This window comes from Myxococcus sp. CA056, from assembly GCF_013336715.1.
Classification (GTDB): domain Bacteria; phylum Myxococcota; class Myxococcia; order Myxococcales; family Myxococcaceae; genus Myxococcus; species Myxococcus llanfairpwllgwyngyllgogerychwyrndrobwllllantysiliogogogochensis.
In genome coordinates, this window is the sequence record NZ_JABUMT010000004.1 from 442,920 (window position 1) to 469,741 (window position 26,822).

Below are 26,822 nucleotides of genomic sequence, written 5' to 3' on the forward strand. Positions count from 1 at the left end.
AGCCGCTACAGCACGCCCCGGGCCTTGATGTCGAGGTATCGGTTGACGGCCGCGAGGCTCAAGTCATCCGGTTGAACATCCAGCATCTGCACGCCGCCCTGACTCACTCGCGCCTTGAGCACCTCGCGGTCCGCGAGCAGCTCCGAGGCGACCGCGTGCTGGAAGGACTCCTCCGGCCCGGGCGGTGGCGTGCGCAGGAGCTTCTGGAGCGCGGTGTCCTTCACCGACAGGCAGAGGGGCACATGGCGCCGCGCGAGCCGGTGCAGCGGGGCCACCATGGTGGAGGCCTGCTCCTCGTCGAGGAAGTCGGTGAAGACGCACAGCAGGCTGCGCCGGGTGAGGCGGACGTTCAGCTCCTTGAAGAGGGCCAGGTAGTCCACGTACGTGAGGCTGGGTGTCGTGGAGTACAGCGCATCGACCATCTTCCGGTACTGGCCGCGCCCGGCCGCTGGGGGCAGATAGGTCTTCACTCCGTCCGCGAAGACGGCCAGGCCCACCCGGTCTCCGTTGCGCACGGCGACGAAGGCCAGGAAGAGCGCGGCGTTCACCGCGTGGTCCAGCTTGGTGAGGCCGTCCACCTGCGCGGCCATGGAGCGACCCGCGTCCACGCAGATGAGGATGGACTGTGAGCGCTCCGACTCCAGCACGCGCGTCACCGGCCTGCCCCGGCGGGCCGTGGCCTTCCAGTCCACGTCGCGCGCGCTGTCTCCTTGGGCATAGTCGCGCAGGCGGGCGAACTCGCTGCCTCGTCCATCCCGGCGCAACTGGCGCAGGCCCAGGTTCACCAGGTCCAACGCGGCCCCGGACAGCAACAGCCGGTTGGCGCCACGCAGGTCCGGGTACACGGAGATGGCTTGCGCGGCGGGGAACACGCGCTCATGGGACACGAGGCCCAGCGGGCCCTGGACTCGCGCGTACACGTCCCCGAAGTCGAAGCGCCCGCGCTTCGCCGGCGTCACCCGGTACACCCAGCGCGTCTCGCTGTCCGCTTGGAGTTCCAGCGGGGCTTCCTCGGGCGTGGCGGTGAAGGACTCCGGCACGCCGTCCTTGAGGCGCACGCGCACCGTGCGACCGCCTCGGTGCACCACGCGCAGCTCGACCTTGTTGGGCACGCCGACGTTGAGCCGCTGCGGCAGCACGCGCCGCACCTCCAGCTTCGCCGAGCGGGCGCTGAAGAAGTCCAGCAGGGCCAGCGCCAGGGCCAGCGCATCCAGGGCGACCACGGCGCCGCCCAGGCCGGGAAAGAAACCCGCGGCCATCATGGGCAGGGCCAGGAGCGCGAGCAGCCCCCAGAGGCGCCCGGTGGGAATCACCGGGGGACCTCCACGGCCTGCACCACCTCGCGCAGCACGTCCGACGGCGTGGCGCCATCCAGCTCCGCGTCCGGCGATAGCAGCAGGCGGTGCTTCAGCACGGGGCCGGCGAGGAAGCGCACGTCATCCGGCGTGACGAAGTTGCGTCCGCGCAGGGCCGCAAGGGCCTTGGCCGCGAGCAGCAGATGCACACCCGCGCGAGGACCCGCGCCCAGCCGGATGCGACCGGAGGCGCGCGTCGCCGACACCAGCTTGCGGATGTAGCTGAGCACCGGCGGCTCCACGTTGACCTCGTTGAGCGCGGCACGCGCGGCCAGCAGGCCCTCTTTCGTCACCGCGGCGCTCACGCCCGCGCGCGCCAGGTCTCCCGAGTCGAAGCCCCGGTGCACCGACGCCAGAATCGCGTCCTCTTCCTCCGGTGCGGGGTAGCCCACGTCGATCTTCAGGAGGAAGCGGTCCAACTGCGCCTCGGGCAACGGGTACGTGCCCTCCGACTCCACCGGGTTCTGCGTGGCGAACACCGTGAAGAGGGGCGACAGCGGCAGGTTGCGGCCCTCCAGCGACACGCCGCGCTCCTGCATGGCCTCCAGCAGTGCGGACTGCGTCTTGGCCGGGGCGCGGTTGATTTCGTCCGTCAGCAGCAGGTCCGTGAAGATGGGACCCCGCACCAGCACGAAGCCCTGCGTCTTCAGGTCGAACACGCTGGTGCCCAGGATGTCCGCCGGCATCAGGTCCGGGGTGAACTGGATGCGCTTGAAGTCGGAGCTGATGCTCCGGGCCAGCGCCTTGGCCATCAGCGTCTTGGCCACGCCGGGCACACCCTCCAGCAGCACGTGGCCGCCAGCGATGAGGCCGCAGAGCATCAGCTCCAGCACCTCGTCCTGGCCCACGACGGCCTTGCGCACCTCGCGCAGCACGCCCTCGCGGATGGCGTGGGCGGCCTGCACGGCGGAGCCAGTGGGCACGAGGGTGGAGGCGGAGTCATTCGCGTTCATGGGGTTCCGGGAGTGCTGCGCCGGGCGGAGCCGGCGGAGTGAAGGCGTTGGCGCAGGCCCGCCGCACGGGCCGCGAGTTGCTGGAGGTCGGAGTCGTTGGCCGCGGTCTCGGCGCGGGCGGCCACGTCATTCAGGCCGCGCGCCAGGTCCTCGCGTCCGCGCTCCTTCAGCGCGTCCGAGACGGCGGTGTGCGCGGCGTGCGCGGGCAGCCCCGCATGCAGGGCCAGCTCCTGGGTGAGTCCACGCGAGACGAGCTTCGCGGCGAAGGCGTGGTGGCGCCCCTCGCGATACAGCCGCGCCATGGCGAACAGGGCATCGGTGGCGCCCACGCGAGCGGACTCGGGAGGAGGACGCGGGGGGCCAAAGCGCTTGAGCGCCACGGACCACAGCGCCACGCCGACGAGCAGTTGGAGCACCGCGAACTGCAGCCCGTAGCGCCGCGCGAAGTCCACCACCGAGCGCTCGTTGGTGAAGCCGTGATGGAACTCGTCGAACTCGTAGGGGCCCGGCCCCAGCGCGCGCAGGGAGGACAGCCAGAACTGCGCGTTGTCCGCGCGCGCCAGCGCCCCATTCATGGCCAGCTCCGGCGCGCCCACCACCAGCACCCGGCCCTGGCCGTGAGGCACCACCGCCGCCACCATGCGTCCCAGCCGCTCGTCCTCGAGCACGGGGACGGCGTTCTCCGGCAGCTCCAGATAGGCCTGCACCTTCACCTCCACCCGCTCCACGCCCAGCGTGTACGGGGAGGGGAAGGGCGGCACCAGCGTGCGCATGGGCAGCGTCGTGTCCGCCTTGGTGAGCTTCACCCCCAGGGCATCCAGCAGCGGGTTCTCCCGCGAGCCCCAGGGGACGTAGACCACCGTGCCGCCCGCCACCACGCGCTCCAGGAGCTCCGTCACCTCGCGGTCGTCCAGGTGGCTGGCGCGAAAGGCATTGAAGCCGACGCGCGGCACGTGCTCGTCGCCCAGGCCCGCATCGGGCTCGGCGGCGAGCTGCGTCTGCTCCAGGTCATCCTCGCGCGAGCCCTCCACCTCCACAGCCAGCAGCACCGGCGTCGAGGTGTCCGCGCCGGTGATGCGCAGGTCCGCCATGCGGCGGGTCACCGGCAGGCCGCTCTCCTCGGCCAGCAGGAACAGGGCGCGCGCGCCGTCTTCGTGCGCGCGATAGGTGGACAGGGTGTCGGCGAACTCGCCGCGCTTCGCGCCCTTCACGAGCAGCGAGCCGAGCACCGCGGTGAGCACCAGCCCGCCCACCACCAGCAAGGGAAAGCGGTCACGCACCGGCGGCCTCCAACGTGGCGGGCGCGGCCAGCATGGGCGCGGTGAGCGAGCGGAACTCCTGGTAGCCCGACTGGCCCACCGGGGTGTTGCCGTACCAGGCGAAGTCGAAGCGCAGCGTCAGCTCGCGGAAGCGGGGCTTCCACTCGGTGCGCCCCTTGAACTGGCTCAGGTAGTCCCAGTTCGACAGCGTCACGTCGTAGAGAATGGCGCCGTCGCGATGAAGCCGGGACAGCAGCGCCAGGTAGAGGCTGCGCACCGCCTCACGGTACTCCCCGCGCGCCGCCAGCTCGTCCGCCAACTGGGCCCAGCCCTCCGGCGGGCGTGACAGCGCGTGCGCCGGGTCTCCCGCGAGCGTCGTGGCATCCAGCGTGGAGACCTCCAGGCCCGCCTCCCGGTGGCTCGGACGGGATTTGCGCAGGGCCCGCATCAGCACCACGCCCAACACCACCACCGTGAGCGCCACCAGCATCACCACCAGGACATTGGCCACGGCGCCGCCGGTGACGGCGGGGGGCGCGACGTCCACCGGGGCGGGGGCCTCGTCGCGCTTGAAGAATTCCTTGAGCCACTCGCCCAGCTTGTCGATGAAGCGGCGCCACCAGCCCGGAGGCTCCGGGGGCGGCGTGGGCTCCTTGGTCTCTTCGTCTCGGGGCGGCGCCACGGCGAACTCCGGCCGCGCGAGGATGTCGCGTGCCCGCGCCGAGGCGACACGTGCGTCCGCCTTCTCCTGCGCCTCCACCGTCGACGTGGCATGCGTCAGGCCCCGCTCCAGCGCGGCCAGGGCCGACTCGCAGTCCTCGTTGTCGTACGCCTGCCGCTCCACCGCGCGCACCAGCCGGTCCAGCTTGCCGCGCTCACCGGGGCCCAGGGCGCCCATGCGCTCGAAGCGAGGGTCGCTGGCGGTGTCCTCGCCCTCGCAGGCCTGTGCCACCTGGCCCAGCCGCCGCGCCGCATCGCGCCCGGAGGTGACGGGAGGACGCGGCGCCACTTCGTCCGCCCGGGCGGGGCTTCCGACGAGCAGTCCCAGTCCCAGCGCCACCGCGAGCACGGCCGCGCTGCGCGGGCCGAGCGGCTTGCCGGAGTCTCGCGTCGGGAGCTGCTGCGCGGCCGCCATCAGGTCGAGCCCCTCCTGCCTCACCCGGCCATCCACCAGCAGCAGCGTGGCGGTGGCGGCGCGCACCGGCTCGAAGAGGGCGAACGTCGTGGCCACGAGGAACAGGAGCCAGGGCGCGTTGTCCAGCGAGGCGAAGCGCTCCGCGAAGGTCAGGTCGATGCCCAGGAGCTTCCGGGCCAGCATCAGCAGGAAGTTGAACGCGATGTGCAGGTTGAAGAAGACCAGGACCTGCACGCTCATGAGGATGCGGACCATCGTCGCGGTGCCACGCGCCGGGCCCAACAGCCGCGAGCAGTGCCCATACAGCCCCAGCACGCTCCCCCGGCCCTGCATCACCGCCGCGTAGCCCACGCTCGCCGAGGAGAACACGACGTAGGCCACGCCCAGGCCGAACAACAGGGCCATGCCGTCGAAGACGAAGAGGTAGCCCACCGCGACGCAGAGCGAGGGCAGGCGCCCCAACGCGGCCTTCAGCGAGTCCCACGTCGAGGGCTCGCCTTGACCCTCCAGGAGCCGGGCCTGGATGTGGTGACACGCGGCGCCCTGGCACACGCCTCGGAGGAACCACGCCAGCGTGAGCGCCAGCGTGGGCAGCACCAGCGGGCGTCCCAGTCGCACCGCCTCCGCCAGGTACAGCATGGCGGCGACGACGGCCGCGCCGCCGGGCAGGGTGAGGGCCCAGACGCCCGTGCTCCGGGCGCACAGGCGCAGCGCCGCGTCCATCAGCGAGACGGCGTTGCGCGGGCGCAGCTCGAGCGCGGAGACGGCCATGGGCTAGCTCGCCACCACGGAGGCGACCAGATAGATGCCGCCCCAGACGAGGAAGAGCCCCACCAGCGCGAGCATCCCGTTGCCCACCGTCCACTCACGCCGCTCACCCGGGCCCTCCAGCGCCTTGAGGCGCCGGCCCAGACAGCTCGCGCAGCGGTTGATGCCCTCGAACTGCGTGGTGCATTCCCGGCAGATGACCCGCCGGCACTCCACGCAGATACCGAGGCCGGCGCGCTCCGGGTGGTAGTGGCAGCGGCCCGAGCCCTGAATCATGCCGCCACCTTACGCAAACCCGGGCCCGCCACACCACCCCCGCGCGCTGTCTCGGAGCTCGGCTTAGAGCTCGTCCAGGAACTCGTCGTTGTAGGTGTACCGCGACAGCCGCTTGACGAGCGCTTCCATGGCCTCCACCGGCTTCACCGCGTGGAGCATCTGCCGCAGCTTCTTCACCTTCTCGTACTCGCGCAGGGTGAAGAGCTTCTCCTCCTTGCGCGTGCCGGACTGGGCGATGTTCACCGCGGGGAAGACGCGCTTCTCCGCGAGCAGGCGGTCAAGCGTGACTTCCGAGTTACCGGTGCCCTTGAACTCCTCGAAGATGACCTCGTCCATGCGGCTGCCGGTGTCGATGAGCGCCGTGCCGATGATGGTCAGCGAGCCCGCCTCTTCCGTGGCGCGCGCGGCGCCGAAGATGCGCTTGGGGCGCTCCAGCGCGCGGCTGTCCACGCCGCCGGACATGGTGCGGCCGGAGTTGTCGATCTCCTTGTTGTAGGCGCGCGCCAGACGGGTGATGGAGTCCAGGAGGATGACCACGTCCTTGCCGTTCTCCACCAGCCGGCGGGCGCGCTCCAGCGCCAGCTCCGCCACCTTGAGGTGGTCGGCGGTGGGCCGGTCCGAGCTGGAGGCGACGACCTCCGCCTTGATGCTGCGGCGCATGTCCGTCACTTCCTCAGGCCGCTCGTCGATGAGCAGCACCATGACGTGCGCCTCCGGGTGATTGGAGATGACGGCCTGGGCGATGCGCTGGAGCATGATCGTCTTGCCCGTCTTCGGCGGGGCGACGATGAGCGCGCGCTGGCCCTTGCCGATGGGAGACACGAGGTCCAACACCCGCGTCACCATCTCCTTGTGGCCGCACTCCAGCTTGAGCCGCTCGGTGGGGTCCACCGACGTCAGGTCCGCGAAGTGCGGCAGCCGGGGCGCGCCTTCCAGCGGGCGGCCGTCCACCGTGTCGACCTTCTGGATGATGCCCTTGTGGCCGCGCATCTGCGCGAAGGCCGTCAGGTACTGGCCCTGTCGCAGGCGCAGCTTCTGCACCAGGTTCTTGGGCAGCTCCGGGTCGTCCGGCGCCGCCAGGAGGTTTCGCTTCACCTGCCGCAGGAAGGCGTTGGGGCCCTTGGCCTCCGTGTCCAGCACGCCCTCCACGGGCGCCAGGTTCGACTGCTGCGCCGCCTGGCCCTGCTGACCACCGCCGTGGTGCTGGCGCGAGTGCTGCTGGCCGCCACCGTGGCCGCCGCCCTGCGGCTGCTGCTGACCCTGCTGGGGCTGCTGCGGGCCCTGCTGCTGCTGGGCCTGACGCTGCTTGTGCTGCTCCAGCTCCTGCGGCGTCAGGAAGACCTGGACCTGCTGCCCGTCCGGGCCCGGCTGCATCCGGTACGCCTGACCATCCGGCGTGAAGAGCACCTGCGCGCCACGACGACGACGGCGCCGACGACGGCGGCGTCCACCGGGCTGGCCGGGTTGTCCGCCGGGGCCACCACTGGCCGAGGCGCCACCGCCTTCGCCCTCGTCTCCACCCTCGTCGTCGCCTTCATCGCCGCCATCGTCGTCCGCTTCGGGAGGAGGGACAGGACGGGCGGCCGCGGGCGGCGGCGGGGTATCACGTGGATCGCGGTTATCGGAGTTTTCGCTCATGAGGTTTCCAGACCGTGTGCGCCCCACACGGGCCATCCCGAGGGGAGGGCGGGGGGACGCAGGGTGACTCAGGCTGTGGGACAGGGAGCCGGGCGCGGGGCCCTGAGACACGGAAGGCCGAACCGCCGGTCCCTGGAGCACCCTGGCGGCCCGAAAGCCGACCAGCGTGCATGAGGAACACTAACAGAGGACGCCCGGCGCGCTCCCGGTTTTTTCGCCCGGTGTTGGCGGGCGGACCCCGCCCCACCATGGCGTCGTCAGCGAACGGTGAGGGTGAAGGGCATCATCGCCTTCATCCCCGGGCGCAGGAGCTCCAGGTTCACCCCCGCGTCGCGCGCCAGCTGTCGCAAGGCCGCGGGGAAGGACTCGGAAGGCGCCGGGAGCAGGGCGAGGGCCGCTTGCACGCCCGGCTCCCCGCCCATGCTGGAGAAGAAGCCGCGCGCCTCGCCCATCAGCACCAGGTCCAGCTCCTCGGCCTGGGGGACGCCCGCGTGTTTGCGAGCGGACTCCACCGCGTCATGCAGGCCGCCCAGCCGGTCCACCAGTCCCCGCGCGAGCGCGTCCGTGCCGCTCCACACCCGGCCTCGGGCGATGGCGTCCACCTCCGCCTTGTCCTTCTTGCGCGCGCGGGCCACCTCGGTGATGAACATGTCGTAGGACGCGTCCACCCACTGCTGCACCGCCGTCTGCTGCTCCGGCGTCCAGGGCTGCCAGGTGTCGAAGACGTCCGCCATGGGAGAGCGGCTCAGCGTCTCCTGGCTGATGCCCAGCTTGTCCCCGAGCAGGCCCTGTAGCGCGGGCTTGATGTAGAAGACGCCGATGCTGCCGGTAATCGTCGTGGGCAGCGCCAGCATCTCCGTGGCGCCCATGGCCGCGTAGTATCCGCCGGACGCCGCCATGTCGCCCATGGAGGCGATGACGGGCTTCACCTTCGCCGCGTCCAGCACCGCCTGGTACATGAGATAGGAGGCCAGCACCTCGCCACCGCCCGAGTCCACGCGCAGGACGATGGCGACGACGGACGGGTCCGACTTCGCCGACTCCAGCGCGCGCACCACCGTCTCCGCGCCGGCGATGCGGCTGAAGCCCAGCGGGTCCTCGCGGCTCTTGCCTCCGGCGATGGTGCCCAGCACCGGCACCACGGCGATGCGGCGACGCTTGCCCCAGCGGTCCTCGCGCTCGTCGCGAGGCGCGTACGCCGCGCTGAAGCGGGCCCGAGGCGCCATCTCCCGCACCTTCCCGTCCAGCTCCGCGGGGTGGATGATGGCGTCCACGAAGCCCAGCTCCTGGGCCCGCTTCGGCGTGGGCAGGCCGGCGGCCCACAGCTCGCGCAGCTTCTCCACCGGCACCTTGCGCGACTCCGTCACCGCGCGCTCGTACCAGCTCACCTCGTTGTCCAGGTACGCGCCCACCGCCTCGCGCGACGCGTCGCTCGGCTCGCTGAGGGTGAGCTGCTCGGGGGCCGTCTTGTACTTGCCCACGCGCGCCACGTCCCACTTCACCCCGAGCTTGTCCATCGTCCCGCCGAAGGTCTGCAGGTGCGCGGCCAGGCCGTTGATGTGCAGGAAGGACTCCGGCACCGCATAGATGCGCTCCGCCGCCGTCGCCACGAAGTAGCCCATGTCATCCACTGACAGCAGCACCGCCATCACCCGTTTGCCGGACGCGCGCAGCCGCAGCACCGCCTGTCGCAGCTCCTCCGCCTTGCCCCAGTCCACCCCCGGCAGGCCCTCCAACTTCAGCACCACGCCCGACAACCGCTCGTCCTTCGCGGCCAGGTCCAGCCAGCGCGACAGCCGCAGGAACGGGTCCGCCTCGCTCACGCCGAGCACCGCCAGGAGCGGACTGCCTCCGCTGGCCAGCACGTCGTTCAAGTCGAGCATCGTGACGACGCCCCCGGGCGGACGCAGCGAGCGATAGCTCTCCGAAGACAGGCGCACACCCAGGACATGGTCCGTGCCGTCCTCGCCGCCACCCGCCGCGTACGTGACGCCGATGTGGCCGGTGTCCACCGTCGCCGCCAACTGGAGCGCCAGCGGTACGCCGCTGACGAAGCCGTGCGACACGCCTCCGCCCAGCCGCAGCCCCGGAATCACCTCCGCCTGGAGCGTGTACGTCGCCTGCCCCTCGCGGAAGGCCCCCTCGGAGAAGAGCCAGTCGATGCCCAGCGTGAAGCGCTCGTCCAGCGGGCGCAGGCCCAGGCCGAAGTCGTACTTGCGTTTGACCTCCAGGCTCCCCTCGGTGGGCGCGTTGAGGTCCTTCACCACCGCCGCCAGCGACAGGGCGCGCACGGGGCGGGCGGTGAGGCCCACGTCGAACGTGTCCAGCGCGTCGATGTCGTCATCGTCGGAGCTGAAGCCGTGCCAGGAGCCGCCCAGTTGCAGCGTGGGCGAGCCGAGCGACAGGCCCAGCGACGTACGCCGGTAGTCCGGCTCGTGCCGCCCGCGAATCCACTCCATGGATGCGCCCAGGCCCACGCCCACGAGCTGCGCGCCCAGGAAGACGCCGTCCGCGACGCTGTCGCGCTCCAGGTTGCGCTCGTGCAGGTAGAACAGCTGCCCGGAGCGGACGAAGCCCAGCCCGGCCGGGTTGAGCGACAGGGCGGTGGCCTCGTCCACCAGGGCCGCGCCGGTGGGCGGCAGCGTCATCCCCCGCGTGGGGACGGGGGCCTGGACGATGGTGCTCGTCTGAGCGAGCGCGAGCGACGGGAGCAGCAGCAGGAGGGCGAGCAGGCGCATACGCGCCAGGACTCTAGGCCGCGCCCGCCCGAGGACAAGCGCCGCGTGTCACCAGTCCTCGGTTCCGGACACCCCGTCGAGCGGGTCATCCACCTTCTTCTTCTTTTTCTCCTCGGAGCGGGTGCGTCCGCCGCGGTCCTCCGCGCCCCAGTCCTCGGTGCCGCCCCGGTTGTCGAGCGGGTCGGAGCTGCGCACCACCTTCTCGCCGCCACCCTCGCTGGTGTTCACCATCTGATTCACCATGCGCTCCATCTCCTGCTTGAGCTGACCGAACTCGTCGCCCTGGAGCACCACGCGGCGGCTTCCGAGCTTCTTGCCGTTGCGCAAGTCGTAGTAGCCCAGGATGAGCTCGGAGCCCTCGCCCGAGGCCTTCACCGTGCCCACCATGGCGCGCTCCAGGCCCATGGACTTGCCCAGGCCCGCCACGCCGTTGGCCTGGGGGATGCCACGCGACACTTCGCTGGCCACGCGGTCCAGCTGCGCGTCGTAGGCCTTGTACGAGGCGGTGGGCACCAGCTCCGTGCTCACCTCCACGTCGTCCGGCGTCACCTCCATGAGCTGGCCGAACTGGCGGAAGCCCGGCCGTTCGATGCGCAACAGATGCTTGCCCACCGCCAGCGCGGGAATCGTCACCGGCGTGTGGCCGGCCAGTTCACCATCCACGTAGACACGGGCGCCGGCGGGCCGCGACTTCACCGTGGCGCTGCCGCGCAGCTGGGACGTGCGGCCGGTGGCCACCTGCACGCGCAGGGCGATGAAGTCCCGGCTGAAGCGCTTGGGGTTGAGTTCGAAGGTCGGCGACACGGCGATGAGGTCGATGAGGACGAGCTTCGCCTCCTCCACGTCGCCGCGCAGGTGCAGGAGCGCCGCGTACAGCGCCAGCGACTCGCACAGGGGCGAGCAACCCCTCATGGACGACGGCGCGCCGTTGAGCTCCTTGAGGGTGGCGCGGACCTTCGCCTCCGCCTCGTCGTACTCCTTCTTGTCGAAGGCGGCGGCGCTCTCCGAGTAGCCCTTGCGGGCACGCTCGAGCGCGGACTGGGCGGCGGGGTCTCCGGGCAGGCCGAAGAGCTCCTCGGGTTTGCGCACGGTGAAGCCGGAGAAGTTCCCCAGCGCCTCGTTCATGTAGCCCTCCATCTGGACCGCGGTGGCCTCGGAGGCCGGGTCCATGGGGACGAGGAGGCTGGAGACACGCCGGGCCGGGGCGGGGGACGCCGCCAGGGCGAGCGAGGGAAGCAGGGCGAGGACGAGGGCTCTCATGGGGTAACCTCTGAAACGAGCGACGCGAGCGGCGAACCGTCATTCAACCCGTGGCTCAGAAGCCTGTTCCTCCGGTGATGGGATTGAAGGGACGGCCCTTGTCCTGGGTCGCCACGAAGACGGCGCCCGCCGTCACCGCCGCCACGCCACCGACGGCGGCCCAGAACCACGGCCGCTTCAGCAGGGACACGCCCGTGCCACCGCTCTCCGCGACGCGGGGCGACATGGCGCCGTGGATGAAGTCGCGGACCTGCTGCGCGGCCGCCTCGGGGCCCCGCTTGCGGTCCTTGCCCGACAGGTCGATTTCCACGCCGCGCAGCCGGGCCTGGGTGCGCACGTCCCAGACCTGGAGCTCCGCCTGGAGGCGGCCCTTCTTGTCCTGGGACACCGCGGCCAGCACCAGGTAGCGGGCATCCAGGCGCTCGGCGATGGCGCCCGTCTCGGGAGGCAGCGTCTCGCTGTCGAAGGCCTCTTGCGAGCCGGCGCGCACGGCGGCCTCGCGGATGGCGGACAGGCCCGGCCCGGGCACAAGCGTCGCCTTCACCTCGGCGCTCCCGGTGGACTTCACCTCCGCGTACTGGGCGAAGGACGTGTAGCCCGGCAGCGTCACGATGACGGCGTGGTGGCCGGCGGGGACGGACACGCCCTTGAGCGGCGTGACGCCGAGCTCCTGGCCGCGCACGTGGACCTGCGCGCCCGCGGGCTGGGACTCCACGGCGAGGGTGCCAGCGGGCCGCGCGCTCACTTCGGCGCGCGCCTCGTCGAAGGCCTTCTGCACGTCCTGACCGAAGAGCGCCTTGTCCGGGCGGGTTGCGGGCTCGGCCACCACGGAGCGGATGAAGGACTCCTTCGCGCCGGCCGCGTCGCCGTTGAGCATCCGGGCCGCGCCGAGGAACAGGAACGCCTCACCCAGCCGCTCCGGCCGCAGCTCACCAGGGGCCTGCTCGTACGCCTCGGCGGCCGCGCGGAACTTCGCCTCGGCGACCTCCGGGTCCAGGTTGTCGTAGGCGGCCCGGCCGTCCTCGAACAGCCCGTCGGCCTTCGTCAGCGGCGTCGGCTCCGGGGGCGGGAAGGCCGCGCCCAGGTCCACGAACTGCACGTCTCCGCCGCGCTGCAGGTGACGCGTCAGTTCCGTCTCCAGCTTCAGCGCCGCGGCGGACGCGGCCGAGGCTCGGGCGACGGAGAAGAGCGCCACGGGGCCGGTGGACACGGCGGGCGTGGCGGCCAGCGACGGCCTCGTGCTGGGCTTCTCCGGCTCGGTGGCGCTCGGAGGGGGCGGTGTCACCGGCGTGGCCACCGCGGCGGGCGGAGGCTTCGCGGCGGGCGCCTCGGGCTTGTCGGTGGGGTGCGGCTTCGAGTCCGGCTCTCCGAAGACCATGGGCTCCGGGGACGCGACGTCGTTCGTGTCCGCCGTGTCCGTGTCCTCCACGGGCGGGGCTTTCTTCACGTCCCTGCCCGCGGGCTTCTTCTTCTTCACCACCTTGGTGGGCACGGCCTTCTTGCGCGCGGACTTCTTGCGCGTCGTCTGGGCATGGGCGGGAAGGACGGCCAGCAGCAGGGTGAGGAGCAGGGCGATTCGGCGGAACGTAGTCACGGCGCCGGATGCTAGCCGAGCGAGGGGAGCCCCGTCACGGCCCTCCGCCCCGGGGGCAATCCGGGGCGGGGGGGACCCGCGGCAGGATGACGGATGGCTAGACGTCCAGCGCTTCGACCTCGCCCGCGCGCTCCATGATGAACCGGAACCGGGCACTCACGTCCTTGCCCATCAGGTCATTGATGACGCGGTCCGTCTCGATGGGGTTGTCGATCGTGACTCGCAGGCTCATCCGGTTTTTCTGGTCCAGCGTCGTCTCCTTGAGCTCGTCGGCGGTCATCTCACCGAGGCCCTTGAAGCGCATGATGTTGGGCTTGGCGTTGCCCTTCACCTTCTCGCGGATGATTCGGTCGCGGTCCGCCTCGTCCAGCGCCCAGTACGTCTCCTTGCCGATGTCCACGCGGAACAGCGGAGGCTGGGCGATGTGGATGGCGCCGCTCTCGATGAGCGGGCGCAGGTGCCGGTAGAAGAACGTCAGCAGCAGCGTGGCGATGTGGTGCCCGTCGCTGTCGGCGTCCATCAGCAGGAAGACGCGGCCGTAGCGCAGCTTGGTGATGTCGAAGTCCGCGCCGATGCCGCAGCCCAGGGCGCTGACGATGTCCTGGAGCTCCTTGTTGCCCGCGACCTTGTCGGTGGACGCCTGCTCCGCGTTGAGCACCTTGCCCCGCAAGGGGAGGATGGCCTGGGTGCGCCGGTCGCGGCCCTGCTTGGCGGAACCACCTGCCGAGTCACCTTCGACGAGGAACAGCTCGCTCAGGTTGGGGTCCGTGGACGAGCAGTCCGCCAGCTTGCCCGGCAGGTTGAGCCGGTGGCTGACGGCCGTCTTGCGGCTGACGGCCAGGGACGCGGCGCGACTGGCCTCGCGAGCGCGGGCCGCCAGGATGATGCGGCCGACGACGGCCTCGGCGATGCTCTTGTTGTCGTTGAGCCACTTCTCCAGCGCCGGGCGCAGCACGCCGTCCACCTGCGCCGTCACCTCGGGGTTGTTGAGGCGCGACTTCGTCTGGCCCTGGAACTGGGGCTCCACCACGTACACGGACAGGATGGCCGTGATTCCCTCGCGGATGTCCTCCGCGGTGAGCGTCACGCCCTTGGGCGTCAGGTCGTGCGTCTCGATGTAGTTGCGCACCGCCTTGACGATGGCGCCCTTGAGGCCCGCCTCGTGCGTGCCGCCCATGGGGGTGGGCACGCCGTTGACGTAGGAGCGGATGTGCTCGTCCGTGGCCTCCGTCCACCCCAGCGACGCCTCCAGCCGCACCCCGTTGTCGCGCGAGTGGTAGAAGTTGGTGCTGCCCACCGGTACCAGCGGCTTCTGCCGCTCCGTCACCACCTTGGTGAGGTACTCGGCGATGCCGCCGTCGTGCTTGTACGTCACCGACGTGGCGGGGCTGGCCGTCTCATCCTTCCAGATGACGATCATGCCCTTGTGCAGGTAGCTCTTGGCCTCCAGCCGCTCGCGCACCAGCTCCGCGTCGAACTTCAGCTTCTCGCCAAAGATTTCGGGGTCCGGCTCGAAGGTGATCGACGTGCCCGTGCCGCGCGCGCCGCCGTCCGCCTTCAGGGGGCTGGTGGGCTTGCCTCGCGCGTACGTCTGGATGTGGCGCTTGCCGTCGCGTTTGATCTCCACCGTCAGCTTGCGGGAGAGCGCGTTCACCACGGAGCTGCCCACGCCGTGCAGACCGCCCGAGTGGGTGTAGTTGCCCTGCTCGAACTTGCCGCCCGAGTGCAGCGTCGTGAGGATGACCTCCACGGCGGGCTTCTTGAGCTTGGGCATGATGTCCACGGGGATGCCGCGCCCGTTGTCCACCACGGTGATGCTGCGGCCATCCTTGTGGAGCGTCACTTCGACGGTGGTGGCGTGGCTGTTGATGACCTCGTCCACCGAGTTGTCGAGGATCTCCCACAACAGGTGGTGATACCCGGTGCCGTCCGTCCCGCCGATGTACATGGCCGGGCGCTTGCGCACCGGATCCAGGCCCTCGAGGACCTGGATGTCGGCGCCTGTATAGCTTTCCTTCTTCGTCGCCATGGCGTCCTCTGGCTAGTCCTTCTTCTCGGGCAACGGGATGAAGACGACGGGCCGGGCCACGTCCTCCACCGCGTCGCGCTTGGACATCTCGTGGCCCTTGCCGCCGCGGCCCGTCACCCCGTACTTCGCGGGGGCGAGCTGCAGCTTGCGGCCCTTCTGCGTCTCGAAATCCAGCTTCGCGTCCTTCTGGTTCGGCGCGGTGACGAGGAAGTCGACCACCTGGTCGTCCGCGTCCACCTTGATGACGGTGACGCCCTTGCCAGGGCCGGCCAGTTCGTTGATCTCCGCCGCCTTGCACACCAGCGCGTTGGTCTTCTTGGTGAGCACCGCGAGCAGGTCCTTCTCACCCACGGCCTGCACGCCGATGATCTCATCGCCCTCGCCCGTCTTGGCGTAGCGACGTCCGGCGCGCGTGGAGACCTCCAGGTGCGGCTCCAGGAGGAAGCGCATGCCCATGCCCTGCTTCGTCACGCCCAGGAGCTTCTGCGGACTCGCCAGCCGCGTGTCGAGCGAGAGGGCGGCGACCACGCGCTCGCCGTCGTCGAACTTGAACAGCTTCTGGACGGGGTCGCCGTAGCCGGTGGAGGCGGGGATGTCGTTGAAGCGGGTGACGTAGGCGGTGCCGAAGTTGCTGAACAGGACGAGGTTCGCCTTCAGGCTGCCGGCGAGCACGGCCATGACGGCGTCGCCCTCGCGCAGGCGGGTGGAGGACGGGTCCTTCACCTCGCGCACGCGCTTGACCCAGCCGTCGCGGGTGATGACCACATGGGCATCCTCGTCCGCGATGAACGCGTCGGCGTTGAACTCCACTTCCTCGGAGCCCGCGCCACCAATCTTGGTTCGGCGCTTGTCGTTGTAGAGCCCCTTGATTTCGGCGAGCTCGTCCTTGACGGTGCCCCAGACCTTCTTCTTGTCCTTGAGGATGCCCTCGATGCGTTTGATCTCCGCGCGCTTCTCCTTGAGCTCCTTCTGGACGACCAGGATCTCCAGGCGGGCGAGCTTGTAGAGCTTCATCTCCAGGATGGCGTCCACCTGGAGCTCATCCAGCTTGAAGCGCACCATCAACTTCTGGGCGGCGTCCTGCTTGCCCTCGGACTGGCGGATGATGCGGATGATCTCGTCCAGCGCGTCGTAGGCCTTCTCGAAGCCCTCGAGCAGGTGGACGCGCTTCTGCAGCTCGCCCAGCTCGTGCTGGTAGCGCCGCGTGACGATGCCGAAGCGGAAGTCGAGGAAGAACTGGAGGATGCTCTTGAGGTCCAGCCGGCGCGGCGTGCCGACCTCGGGGTTGTCGTCGCTGGGGACGAGGCAGGTGAGGTTGACGCCGAACGTCGTCTGCAGCGGCGTGTGCTTGTAGAGGTACGCCATCACCAGGTCGGCGTTGGCGTCCTTCTTCAGCTCCAGGACGATGCGCACGTCCTTGGTGGACTCGTCGCGCACGTCGACGATGAGCGGCAGCTTCCGCTCGCGCACCAGGTCGCCAATCTTCGCGACGAGGGTGGACTTGTTCACCGTGTAGGGGATGGACGTGACGATGATCTGCGTGCCGCCGCGCTTGAGCTCCTCGGTGTCCCACTCGCCGCGGATGCGGACGCTGCCCTGGCCCGTCTCGTAGATGTCGCGCAGCTCCTTCTTGTCATTGAGGATCTGCCCGCCGGTGGGGAAGTCCGGGCCCTTGATCCACTTGAGCAGATCCTTGGTGAGCAGCGCCGGGTTCTCGATGAGCGCGACCAGCGCGTCCACCAGCTCGCCCAGGTGGTGGGGCGGGATGTTGGTGGCCATGCCCACGGCGATGCCCGTGGTGCCGTTCATCAGCAACTGCGGCACCCGCGAGGGGATGACGATGGGCTCGTTGCGCGTGCCGTCGTAGGTGGGCCGGAAGTCGACCGTCTTGCGCTCCAGCTCACCCAGCATCTCGGTGGCGAGCTTCTCCAGTCGGCACTCGGTGTAGCGGTAGGCGGCCGCGGAGTCGCCGTCGAGCGAGCCGAAGTTGCCGTGGCCGTCCACCAGCGGGTAGCGCAGGGAGAAGTCCTGCGCCATGCGCACGAGCGCGTCGTAGATGGAGGCGTCGCCGTGCGGGTGGTAGCGACCCATGATGGCGCCGACCACCTGCGCGCACTTCTGGTACTTCGTGTCGAACGACAGGTTCAGGTCGTTCCACATGCCGTACAGGATGCGGCGCTGCACGGGCTTGAGGCCGTCGCGCACGTCCGGCAGGGCGCGCGAGGTGATGACCGACAGGGCGTAGTTGATGTACCGGCGACGCGCCTCGTCAGCGAGCGAGGCGGGGATATATCCATCTCCACCACCCGCCGAGCCCGAGGCTCCACCCCCGCCACCCGCGCCTCCCTGCTTCTTTGGCGTCTTCTTTTCGGCTTCTGCGCGCATGCTCTTCAAACCCAGGTGAGAACGTCTCGTACCCGAACGCGGTGCGTGACTCGCGCACTCCGCGCCATGGAATCTGGAAGCTGTAACAAAGCGGCGGGACTACCATGGCCCCCTGACAATTGGAACGAATTCGGGGGGTTGCGTATCCTCGGAGGTATCCTACCTGAAAGCCCGTCCAGTTCGGTCCCAAGGTGAAACATCCCTGTAACCCCTCGGAATTCCGAGGGCGAGGGCCCGTAGGACTCACCTGGGGACGGGACGGTGGGTGCGGGTAGGAGAGGACGCCCTGTTGGCTCCTGGGAGGCCCTGGGCAGGTAGGACAGGGTGGGCTTGCTCCCTTGCCCGTGCCTCGACGCGGCGTGCTGGAGACGGGGGTATGAAGCGGGGCGAGCGATGACCCAGGTCCATTCCTTCTACCGTGCGCTCGCGCCTCCCGAGCCCCTGCGCCCGTTCATCCAGGCCTTCTGGCTGTACGACGGGTATCGGCCCGGGCATGGGCTGGAGCGGGTGCTGCCCACGGGAACGCTGGAGCTGGTGATTCCTTTGGCGGGGCAGCGACTGGAGTGGAGGGAGCTGGATGGTGAGGCGGGGGCGTGCGCGGAGGCGTTGGTCTCTGGTCCTCGGCGTGCCGCGTTCGACGTTCCCACGGCGCAGCAGTCCATGCTCGCGGGCGTCCACTTCCGCGCGGGGGGCGCCTGGCCCCTCTTGGGCGTTCCCCTGGATGCGCTGGCCGGGCGGCACGTGGAGCTGTCCTCGTTGTGGGGGCCTGTCGCGACGCGGTGGGTGGCGCGACTCTCCGAGGCGTCGAGTGACGAGGAGCGCTTCGCGCTTCTGGGCACGGCGTTCCTTGCCCGGCATGCGTCGCTCCGGTCCGTGCATGAGGCGGTGTGGACGGCGCTGGGGCGACTTCGAGCGAGTACGGCGGACGTGCCTGTCTCTTCGCTCGTCGCGGGCTCGGGCTTGAGTCACCGCAGGTTCATCGAGTTGTTCCGGCGCGAGGTGGGACTGACGCCGCGAGACTTCCTCCGGGTCCGCCGCTTCCAGCAGGCGCTCCAGCGCACGAGAGAGGACGCGACGGCGTCGCTCACCTGGCTGGCGCATGAAGCGGGGTACTGCGACCAGTCCCACTGGTTGCTTGAATGCCGGAAGCTCTCCGGATTGGCTCCGGGGGCCCTGTCAGCGGCCGCTCGCGGCGCCACGGCGCTGCCGCCCGAGGAGCGGGGTCAAATGCTTCCTATCGGGTGAGGCACTGGCGCGCGCATCTTGCCGCGCATGAACGTCATCCTGGGTGCAACGGGAGTGGTGGGAAGCGCGGTCCTCGACGAGCTCGTGAAGCGGGGGGGGCCCACGCGGGCGGCGTTTCGCTCGCGAGTACCGGACCCTCGCGCCACACAGCATGCGCGTGTCGACTTGAGCACGGGCGAAGGACTGGAGGCATGTCTGGACGGTGCGCGGACGGTGTTCCTCGCGACGGGGGACATGGTCGACCAGGTTGGCGCCGAGGTGCGAGTCATCGAGGCCGCGCGCCGCGCGGGGGTGAGCAGGTTGGTGAAGCTCTCGATTCTCTGTGCGGGGAGCGAGGCGTTCTTCCTGGCTCGTGTCCACGGCGCCATCGAGCGTGAGCTGGAGCGCTCGGGAATCCCGAACACCGTGCTCCGGCCCGGGGGCTTCATGCAGAACTTCGTCACGTACTACGGCCACGCGCTGAAAACCGAAGGGGTGCTGCGCCTGCCATGGGGCGATGGAGAGGAGAGTCCCATCGACGCGAGGGACATCGCCCGCGTGGCGGCGGTGTGTCTGACGTCCGAGTCCTTCACGGGGAGGCACCTGGACCTCTGCGGCCCCAAGGCGATGACATACCAAGAGATGACCCGCGTTCTCGGTCAGGCCGCGGGCCGCGAGCTCAGGTACGAGTCCATCCCTGACGGGGTGTTTCGCGAGGCGATGCTGCCGTATGCCGTGAGCCCCGCGCACGTCGAGGGGCTCATCGACATGTTCCGCTTCCACCGAGAGGGCCGGGCACCCAGGGCCAGCGACGCGGTGCTCGAAGTCACGGGCACTCCGCCGCGCTCCTTCGAAGACTTCGCTCGGGAGCATGCCGGGTCATGGCGCGAGGACTGAGGCCCGAGCCGAGGGAGGGCCTTGTCCACGGGCTTCGTTTCAGAGGCAGCCCCGCGCGCGGGTGGGTTCTCCCTTGGGTTGCTGTGGGGGCGCGGCGCTCCCCAGGTCCCAGTCGTCGAGCCGGTCGATGTCGGTGATGGCGCCCGCGAACAGGCCGAGGGCACCGCGGCTCTTTGCGCGAAAGGTGCCTCGCACGATGACATAGCGAGGAGGAGTGCGCTCCTTCGACTCCCACGCCTCGCCGAGCACGAGCCACACCGCGCTCATGGGAACGCCACGCTGATGGTCCTGGGGATTGAAGTAGAGGGCCGTGCCTTCATGTTCGAAGGTCCCATAGCCGACGACCTCGACGCGCTTGCCGTCGTAGGCCTCAGGGGCCGCGAGCAGTCGTACCACTGAGACGGACTCGACAGCCGGAGAGGGGGCGCTAGCGCCTGCGACGGCCAGGTAGGCGACGAATGCGATGGTGACGGGCTTCAGGGGGACTCTCCCGACTGGGTTGCCTCCCGCGTGGAACCATCAGCGTTCCGCGCGAGAGGAGAACGTCTCGGTCGTGATTCCGCTTCAGGGCCGAATCCGCGTGCGGATGGCAATCGGGTGGGGGTACCACCGCCCGATTTCAGCCCCGTTTGCGCGCGAGAGATAGAAGGTCCCTAGGGAACTCGACCACTTCACGCGCGGCGATTCGAGAGAGGAGCTGTGCCCCGTGGGCTCCGCGTCAGCTCAGGGCGTCGCCTTGGGCGCCTTGCCCCAGTTGCCGTCCTTGAAGATGCGCACGCCCCGACCACCGCCGCCGCCAATCATGCCGGGCACGGTGGCCTGGATGGGCTTGCCACCGGGTGGCTGATAGACGACCCGCGCCTTGCGCGCGGACGGAATGGACGCGTGGGTGGTGTCGATCAACAGGTAGACCGTCTTGCCGTCGGACTGGATGCGGTCGGTGTCGTGCTTGTGGCTGAGCTCGGCCAGCAGCTCGCCGTCATCCACGGTGCTCGCCTCGCTGCCCAGCAGTCGTACCTTCACTCGCAGCCACGTCTGGGCACTGCCGCCGCCCTCGGACGCATAGTCGCGCACGCCCTGGATGATGACGGCCAGGTCGGCGCCGTTGCCCGGGGCCCCCTGCGCGAGCCGCAGCCCTGTCTGCTTGCTGGAGTCCGTGTCGATCAACAACGTGGCGTTGGAGCAGCGGCTCTTGCACTCCTCGCCCCAGGGGTCCTTGTCGAAGCGCAACCGCATGGCGAAGTCGCTGCCCTGCGGCGCGATGACGGCGTCGACGATGACCGGCCGCTCCCCGTCCGCGGGCGCGGTGTACTTGAAGGTGGACCGTTCCTTGGCGACGACGCTCGAGCCGGCGAGGAGGGTGCAGACGAGCAACGGCAGAGAGCGCTTCACGGTGGGTGGACCTCCGAGAAAAAGACGCCCATTCAAGAGGGAAGAGGCCGTGGCGGCAAGTCTCAAGCGTTAGAGTCTTCCCGGGAGGTATGAGAGATGCGAATTCCCTACGTGCGTCAGCTCAAGCTGGGGCCCATGGACAACTTCGTCTACCTGGTCGGCGCGGCGGACTCTCCCGACGTCGTGGTGGTGGACCCGGCGTGGGATGTGGAGGCGATTGAGCGCGCGGTGGCGCAGGACGGCAAGCGCCTGGCCGGAGCCTTCGTCTCGCACTGCCACTTCGACCACATCAACGGTCTGCCGGATTTGCTGTCGCGGCATGACGTGCCCGTCTACGCGCAGCGCGCGGAGGTGGAGTTCTCCGCGGAGTTGCGCGAACTGAAGGACGCGCTGCGTCCGCTGGGGCCCGGGGACGCGGTGCCCGTGGGCGCCGAGGTCTTCCAGGCACTGCACACGCCAGGGCACACGCCGGGCTCCCACTGCCTGCTGGCCGGTGACGCGCTCGTGTCCGGGGACACGCTGTTCATCAACGGCTGCGGCCGGTGCGACATGAACGGGGGAGACCCGGAGGCGATGTACCGCTCACTGTCTCAGGTGCTGCTCAAGGTCCCGGACTCGACGCGGCTGTTGCCAGGGCACGACTACGCGGACGTGCCGGTGGCTCCCCTGGGTGACGTGCGTCAGAAGAACCCGTACTTCGCCTTCCCCGACGTGGCGTCGTTCGTCGCGTTCCGAATGCGCCCCCGGAAGTGAGCACTCCGTGAAGCGGGACCGGAGGGGACACGGCCCTCCGGTCCGCTCCGGTGCCGACTACGGACGCTGCTGGGCGAACATCCAGTCCCAGAAGCCCTGCAGGCCGTAGGTCTCGGACCAGCCCATGTGCGCCATGCCCGGGTACAGCACATAGCGAACGATGGAGCTTCCCGTGGAGGTGACGCCGGGTTGCGAGGTCCAGGTCTGCGTCGTCTTGCTGAACAGGTACGTCGTCGTCTGCGTGGATTGGACGAGGGGCGGGAACGCCCAGTAGTTGTAGTTCTTCGTCACGGGGAGCACCCAGGACTGCTCGCCCCACCGGTCCCCGTAGCTGCTGGCGGCCCACACGGGGACGTCCTTCATCTTCGTGAGCGTGTCACCCGGGGCGCCGATGTTGGAGGCGATGGTCGCCAGCGAAGATGAGCGCCTTCTTCTGGCCGTAGTACGTCTTCCATGTGGTGCTGTTGCGGATGTTCCGCAGCGCCCCGTTGCGCGTCACGACCTCGTAGAGCGCCGTCGGGTTCTGCGCGACGCCCAGCTCGCCGATTCCGTTCAGGTGGATGACGACCGGGTACGTCTCCGTCGAGGTGTTGTAGCCCGGAGGGATGTACTCGCCATAGGGAAGCGGCGAGCCCGCGGGACTCGGCATGTGCACCGAAATCTGGTCTTCGACAGGGGTGATGAGCGGGGCAGGGCGGGTATCGAGTTCCTGGGCGGGAGTCTCTTCCTGGCCCGGCCCGCAGGCCGTGAGGACCGCTACGAAGACGGCGAGCGCAACGCTTCTCATGAATCCACCTCGAGGTGTGGGAGGAGTGCGGCCCTGTCTGTCTATATCTGGATTCACAAGCCCACCAGTTTCTGTTGTTTCTTGAGTTGCAATTGCATGTCCGTGGATGGAGCGTTGACAGAGGCGCGAAGGGGCCGAGCGAGGAGGAGATGGCGTGCCCGACGCCCATGTCGTAAATGTCCTGTCTGGTCGAATCCTTGTGGCGCCACACGTCGGAGAGTTCTCGGACATGAGTGGGTTGACGGATGCGGAGTTCCTGCGCGACGCCTACATCCAAGAGGGCCTGAGCCCCGTTCCTGGGGTGGTCATCGCCGCATGCACGGTGGGGGATGACTACGACAACCCCGGCAATCGCATCGGCGTGCGCAGGGACGGCGCGTGGCTGGAGTTCGAAGTGTTCGGTGAGGCGGTCCTCTCCGTGGATGCCACGGAGGCGGGACTGGCGTACGTCCTCGGAGAGAACGGGACGGTGATTCGCTTCGACTGGAAGACGCCGAGGACACGGGATGCGCTGAAGGCCTCTCGCAAGGTGTTCAAGAACGCGGCCGTCGAGGACCTCGGGCCGCTGCGTCGACTCCGCGTGCTGGGGAACGACGTCGTCTGTGTGGGCTCGGTGGGGCAGGCCTACGTGCTGGGCAAGGCACGTTTCAGCACGCTGCCCCAGCTCACCATCGACGGGGAGGACGTCACCCTCGAAGCCCTCGCGGGCCACGGCCGCGACGACTTCATGGCCGCCACCTCCGAGGGGCATCTGGCGCACTTCGACGGAAAGCGCTGGCGCCGCATCTCGCTTCCGCTGGAGACGGGCTTCAATGGCGTATGCACGCTGAAGAGCGGCTATGCCCTCTGCGGTGGCGAAGGCGCCGTCCTGCTGGGAAGCGGCGACGACTGGCGCGTCATCCGGCCTCCCGACACCGAGCGCGACTACTACGGAATCGCGACGTTCCAGGACCACGTCTACGTGGCGCATCTGGGAGGCATCGACCGGGTGGTCGGCGACAGGCTGAAGCCCGTGGCCATTTCCAAGGCGGACTCGCTGCGCTTCACCGGGCTGCGCGGCGCCGGTGATGGCGTGTGGGCGCTCGCGGACCGGACCGTCGGCTGGATTCACGACGACCGGTGGCACACGGTGGCGGCCGAGCCTCCCTCCGAGTGAGCACGGTCCCGGTTCCTTGACGCGGGACCGGAGGCGACAGCGGCCTCCGGCCCACTCACGTCACCCTGCGACTACCAGTAGACGGCGACCGACGAGACGCGGTCGTTCCACGAGTGCCAGCGGCGGAACGGCCACCAGCCCGTGTACCAGCCGTAGCTGCCCATGTTGCCGACGGCCCAGGCGCGCGCGACCCAGAGTTGGTGACCGCCGAAATAATGGTGCTCGGTCATCACCGTCCAACGGCCACACTGGGTGCTCCACATGGAGGAGATGCGGTCGTTCCACCAGCCCAGCGTGTTGTAGCCCCAGCCCGGATAGACGGAGAAGTTGGCGCCGCCGTACCACGAGTGCTCGAAGAAGACCGACCAGGGGTTGCACGGCCCAAGCTCCGCGCCCGTGGGCTGCTCGGAGGGAAACTGGCCCGTCTGGTTGAAGTACTTCGTCACGTCCGCCGTGGTGCGGAAGCCCTGCACCACCGCCTGCTCGGCGGAGCGGGCGTCCAGCACGTAGTGCGACAGGTGGATGTCCTTCTCCTGGATCTGCTTCGCGGTGTACTTCACACCGTCGACCAGGATGGGGAGCTCCGGAAGGAAGCCCTCCACGGGGGCCTGCTCGATGTCCTCACGCGCCGAGTCCTTGAGCACCTTGCTCAACGGAACGCGCACCATCTCTCCATCCCTGCTGGGAATCTCGCCCGTCTCGTGCGGGGGCACCGGCTCGATGTTCTGGGCCACGGCCGTGCCACCGGTCAGCAGCGTCGCCAGCGTCAGCGAGCCAATCAACGTCTTGAGCTTCATGTCTGCTCCTGGGGGTATGGGATTGCCCGTAGCCGGAAATAGCTACATGGCCCGCACGTATAGTCCGTCTGTTTTGCACAAGACAAATCCGTGAAATTCCGTTTAGCGGATAAGTCTTGACCCACGTTCGGACGGACGCGGGTGCGTGCGGAATGGCAATCCCTCGCAACCTCCTGGCCCCTGGTGGAGGGCGACAGTCGCCACGGAGGATGACCGTCGCCTTGGAATGAGCAGGCCTTCGCTCAGGGGGTCAATTCAGGCGCGGATGGAAGAATCCAGCCTGTCTTTGCTGGGCGAACATCCAATCCCAGAAGGCGAGGTTCTCGTACGTGGGCGTGCCGAAGTCGGTGCCCTGGGGGTGCACGGTGAAGCGCAGGGGAGAGGTCCCCGCGCCATGGGCTCCCGTCTGGGTGGACCAGGTGTCGTTGGTGGCGTTGAACACGTACGTGAGCGTCGCGGCGGGCGCGGCGAAGGTCAGGTACTGGTCCCAGCCATACGCCTTCGTCAGGCCGCGCAACCAGGAGTGCTGGGCCGTCCACGCGTCGGCCGTCTGCCAGGCGTCCACCATCCACACAGGGACGTTGACCAACTGGGTGAGCGCGGGGCCGGGGCCGCCCAGGTTCGCGCCCACGGGCGCGAGCGCGGCGATGCGGTTGCCGTGGCTGTGGCCATAATTCCACGCACCGGAGCCGCCGAGGACGCGGCCCGTGACGTAGATGCGCGACGGGTCCACGCGGTAGTTGGCGATGAGGAAGTCGACGAGGGCGTTGAGCTGCGTGGCGTCCCAGTTCGCGGAGGCGCGCGGTGCGAAGACCATGGCCTGCTTCGTGCCGAAGTATGTCTTCCAGGTGGCGTTGTCGCGGATGAGCTTGAGCGGGCCGTAGCGGGACACCATCTCCACCAACTGGGCCTCGGTGCTCGTGGTGCCCATCTCCCCGGAGTCGTGGAGCTGGAGCACCAGCGGATAGGTCGTCGTCGGAGACGTCAGGTAGCCCGGAGGCAGGTACTCCGCGTAGGCGTACGGCGCGCCCGTGGCGCTCGTCAGCCGGCCGACGAGCTGGTCCTCGGTGGTGATGGGCAGGCCCGACGAGGACACGCGATAGGTCGCGGTGACGGTGGTGGCCGCCGCGGGCATCGTCAGGGTCGTGGTCGCGGACGTCAGGTTCGCCACCGTGGCCCCGGTCCACTGGTCGAACACGTAGCCAGAGGCCGGAGCGTCGGCGGTGAGGGTGACCTGCGTGCCGCTCGTGTACTGGCCGTCTCCCGAGCCGCTGTTGACGGTGAGGGTGTACTGCGTGGGCGAGGACACGCGGTAGGTCGCGGTGACGGTGGTGGCCGCCGCGGGCATCGTCAGGGTCGTGGTGGCGGACGTGGTGCTCGCCACCGTGGCACCGGTCCACTGGTCGAACACGTAGCCAGGGGCCGGAGCGTCGGCGGTGAGGGTGACCTGCGTGCCGCTCACATACTGGCCGTCACCCGCGCCGCTGTTGACGGTGAGCGTGTACTGGGTGGGTGGAGGCGGCGTCGTGCCGCGCTGCTGCGCCAGCATCCAGTCCCAGAACGCCTGCGTGCCGTAGGACTCCGACCAACCGGTGTGGTCCGAGCCGGGAATCACGATGAACCGGGCGATGGCCGTCCCCGTGCTCACGGCGCCCGCCTGCGACGTCCACTGCTTCGTCGTCTTGTCGAACAGGTACGTCAGCTTCTGCGAGGTGTTGGAGATGTTCACCACCTGCGACACGTCGTAGTTCTTGGTGTAGCTGACCAGCCAGGCCTGCTGCGCGGCGATTTCGTTGTAGCTGCTGGAGGCCCAGATGGGCACGTCCTTGAGCGTGGTGAGCGTGTTGCCCGGCGCTCCGATGTTGGTGGCGAAGGGGGCGATGGCCGCCAGCTCCGCGCCATACAGGTTCGCGTACCGCCACGTCCCCCAGCCGCCCATGCTCAGGCCCGTCAGGTACACGCGCGTGGGGTCCACCCGGTAGTTGGCGACGATGAACTGCACGAACGGACGAAGCTCCGTGGGCGAGTAGTTGTCCAGGCTCTGCGGCGTGAAGACCATCACCTGCTTGTTGCCGAAGTACGTCTTCCACGTGGCGCTCGCGCGGATGTTGGCGAGCGCGCCGTGCCTCGTGGTGATGGCGTACAGCTCCGCCTCCGTCGTCGCCCGACCCAGCTCCCCCATGCCGTTGAGGTGGATGATGACCGGGTAGCTCTGGGTCGACGTCAGATAGCCCGGAGGCAGGTACTCGGAATACCCGAGGGTGGCTCCCGAGGCGCTCGGCAGGCGGGTGACAATCTGGTCCTCCACGGTGATGTTGACCGCGGAGCGCTGGACGTCGAGCGCCTGGGCAGTCGTCTCTTCGGGGCCCGTGCCACACGCGGCCAGGAACGCCACGACGACGCTGAGTACGACGCTTCTCATGGAA

21 protein-coding genes are annotated in these 26,822 nt (G+C 69.3%); 4 read left to right on the forward strand and 17 right to left on the reverse strand.

The features are described from left to right. Nucleotides 1-5 precede the first annotated feature (5 nt). The 11 genes from HUA76_RS20195 to HUA76_RS20245 form a co-directional block, all read right to left on the reverse strand. Nucleotides 6-1,313: a DUF58 domain-containing protein gene (locus HUA76_RS20195; RefSeq protein ID WP_174461815.1), complete on the reverse strand. Its 1,308-nt coding sequence runs from the start codon at nucleotides 1,311-1,313 to the stop codon at nucleotides 6-8. Further along, a complete protein-coding gene (locus tag HUA76_RS20200) occupies nucleotides 1,310-2,308 on the reverse strand; it encodes a MoxR family ATPase (RefSeq protein ID WP_174461816.1) in 999 nt (332 codons plus the stop codon). Before HUA76_RS20200 ends, HUA76_RS20195 begins: the two co-directional genes overlap by 4 nt. After that, nucleotides 2,305-3,588: a DUF4350 domain-containing protein gene (locus HUA76_RS20205; protein WP_174461817.1), complete on the reverse strand. Its 1,284-nt coding sequence runs from the start codon at nucleotides 3,586-3,588 to the stop codon at nucleotides 2,305-2,307. Before HUA76_RS20205 ends, HUA76_RS20200 begins: the two co-directional genes overlap by 4 nt. Continuing rightward, nucleotides 3,581-5,473 carry a DUF4129 domain-containing protein gene (locus HUA76_RS20210; RefSeq protein WP_174457177.1) on the reverse strand — a complete coding sequence of 631 codons (1,893 nt, stop codon included), beginning with the start codon at nucleotides 5,471-5,473 and terminating at the stop codon, nucleotides 3,581-3,583. The genes HUA76_RS20205 and HUA76_RS20210 overlap by 8 nt, the downstream gene beginning before the upstream one ends. Nucleotides 5,474-5,476: 3 nt before the next feature. Continuing rightward, nucleotides 5,477-5,746: a hypothetical protein gene (locus tag HUA76_RS20215; RefSeq protein WP_141646943.1), complete on the reverse strand. Its 270-nt coding sequence runs from the start codon at nucleotides 5,744-5,746 to the stop codon at nucleotides 5,477-5,479. 63 nt (nucleotides 5,747-5,809) lie between these two features. Beyond that, nucleotides 5,810-7,384: a transcription termination factor Rho gene (gene rho, locus HUA76_RS20220; RefSeq protein WP_141646942.1), complete on the reverse strand. Its 1,575-nt coding sequence runs from the start codon at nucleotides 7,382-7,384 to the stop codon at nucleotides 5,810-5,812. 257 nt (nucleotides 7,385-7,641) lie between these two features. Then, the gene (sppA, locus tag HUA76_RS20225) at nucleotides 7,642-10,122 is read right to left on the reverse strand and encodes a signal peptide peptidase SppA (RefSeq protein WP_174461818.1); all 2,481 of its coding nucleotides are present in this window, start codon (nucleotides 10,120-10,122) and stop codon (nucleotides 7,642-7,644) included. A 48-nt stretch (nucleotides 10,123-10,170) separates the two neighbouring features. Next, nucleotides 10,171-11,382, reverse strand: coding sequence for a PEGA domain-containing protein (locus HUA76_RS20230; protein WP_174457175.1), 1,212 nt, complete (start codon nucleotides 11,380-11,382; stop codon nucleotides 10,171-10,173). 55 nt (nucleotides 11,383-11,437) lie between these two features. Continuing rightward, the gene (locus HUA76_RS46300) at nucleotides 11,438-12,976 is read right to left on the reverse strand and encodes a PEGA domain-containing protein (RefSeq protein ID WP_174461819.1); all 1,539 of its coding nucleotides are present in this window, start codon (nucleotides 12,974-12,976) and stop codon (nucleotides 11,438-11,440) included. Nucleotides 12,977-13,073: 97 nt separating this feature from the next. Further along, nucleotides 13,074-15,005, reverse strand: a complete 1,932-nt coding sequence (locus tag HUA76_RS20240; RefSeq protein ID WP_141643842.1) for a type IIA DNA topoisomerase subunit B — start codon at nucleotides 15,003-15,005, stop codon at nucleotides 13,074-13,076. 12 nt (nucleotides 15,006-15,017) lie between these two features. Further along, nucleotides 15,018-17,390: a DNA topoisomerase (ATP-hydrolyzing) subunit A gene (locus HUA76_RS20245; RefSeq protein WP_141643843.1), complete on the reverse strand. Its 2,373-nt coding sequence runs from the start codon at nucleotides 17,388-17,390 to the stop codon at nucleotides 15,018-15,020. A 393-nt stretch (nucleotides 17,391-17,783) separates the two neighbouring features. On the opposite strand from HUA76_RS20245, the gene HUA76_RS20250 reads away from it, so the two are divergent. Further along, nucleotides 17,784-18,635, forward strand: a complete 852-nt coding sequence (locus HUA76_RS20250) for a helix-turn-helix domain-containing protein (RefSeq protein ID WP_174457173.1) — start codon at nucleotides 17,784-17,786, stop codon at nucleotides 18,633-18,635. A gap of 27 nt (nucleotides 18,636-18,662) precedes the next feature. Further along, nucleotides 18,663-19,511: an NAD(P)H-binding protein gene (locus tag HUA76_RS20255; RefSeq protein WP_174457291.1), complete on the forward strand. Its 849-nt coding sequence runs from the start codon at nucleotides 18,663-18,665 to the stop codon at nucleotides 19,509-19,511. Between the two features lie 39 nt (nucleotides 19,512-19,550). On the opposite strand, the gene HUA76_RS20260 is transcribed toward HUA76_RS20255, so the two are convergent. Both HUA76_RS20260 and HUA76_RS20265 read right to left on the reverse strand, forming a co-directional pair. Beyond that, on the reverse strand, nucleotides 19,551-19,907 hold the full coding sequence (locus tag HUA76_RS20260) for a hypothetical protein (RefSeq protein ID WP_174461820.1): 357 nt from the start codon (nucleotides 19,905-19,907) through the stop codon (nucleotides 19,551-19,553). 327 nt (nucleotides 19,908-20,234) lie between these two features. After that, nucleotides 20,235-20,903, reverse strand: a complete 669-nt coding sequence (locus HUA76_RS20265) for a hypothetical protein (RefSeq protein ID WP_174457172.1) — start codon at nucleotides 20,901-20,903, stop codon at nucleotides 20,235-20,237. Nucleotides 20,904-20,999: 96 nt separating this feature from the next. On the opposite strand from HUA76_RS20265, the gene HUA76_RS20270 reads away from it, so the two are divergent. Next, nucleotides 21,000-21,656, forward strand: coding sequence for an MBL fold metallo-hydrolase (locus HUA76_RS20270; protein ID WP_141643851.1), 657 nt, complete (start codon nucleotides 21,000-21,002; stop codon nucleotides 21,654-21,656). A gap of 57 nt (nucleotides 21,657-21,713) precedes the next feature. On the opposite strand, the gene HUA76_RS20275 is transcribed toward HUA76_RS20270, so the two are convergent. Then, nucleotides 21,714-22,019 carry a hypothetical protein gene (locus tag HUA76_RS20275; protein WP_174461821.1) on the reverse strand — a complete coding sequence of 102 codons (306 nt, stop codon included), beginning with the start codon at nucleotides 22,017-22,019 and terminating at the stop codon, nucleotides 21,714-21,716. Between the two features lie 13 nt (nucleotides 22,020-22,032). Further along, nucleotides 22,033-22,443 (reverse strand): hypothetical protein, encoded by a 411-nt coding sequence (locus HUA76_RS20280; RefSeq protein WP_174461822.1) that lies wholly within the window; start codon nucleotides 22,441-22,443, stop codon nucleotides 22,033-22,035. 229 nt (nucleotides 22,444-22,672) lie between these two features. Between HUA76_RS20280 and HUA76_RS20285 the strand changes: the two genes are divergently transcribed. After that, complete coding sequence (locus HUA76_RS20285) at nucleotides 22,673-23,599, forward strand: hypothetical protein (RefSeq protein WP_174461823.1); 927 nt, start codon at nucleotides 22,673-22,675, stop codon at nucleotides 23,597-23,599. A 71-nt stretch (nucleotides 23,600-23,670) separates the two neighbouring features. Here the strand turns inward: HUA76_RS20285 and HUA76_RS20290 are convergent, their stop codons facing one another. Further along, nucleotides 23,671-24,396: a hypothetical protein gene (locus HUA76_RS20290; protein ID WP_141643854.1), complete on the reverse strand. Its 726-nt coding sequence runs from the start codon at nucleotides 24,394-24,396 to the stop codon at nucleotides 23,671-23,673. A gap of 250 nt (nucleotides 24,397-24,646) precedes the next feature. Then, nucleotides 24,647-26,818 (reverse strand): PHB depolymerase family esterase, encoded by a 2,172-nt coding sequence (locus HUA76_RS20295; protein ID WP_174461824.1) that lies wholly within the window; start codon nucleotides 26,816-26,818, stop codon nucleotides 24,647-24,649. Between the last annotated feature and the right edge of the window lie 4 nt (nucleotides 26,819-26,822).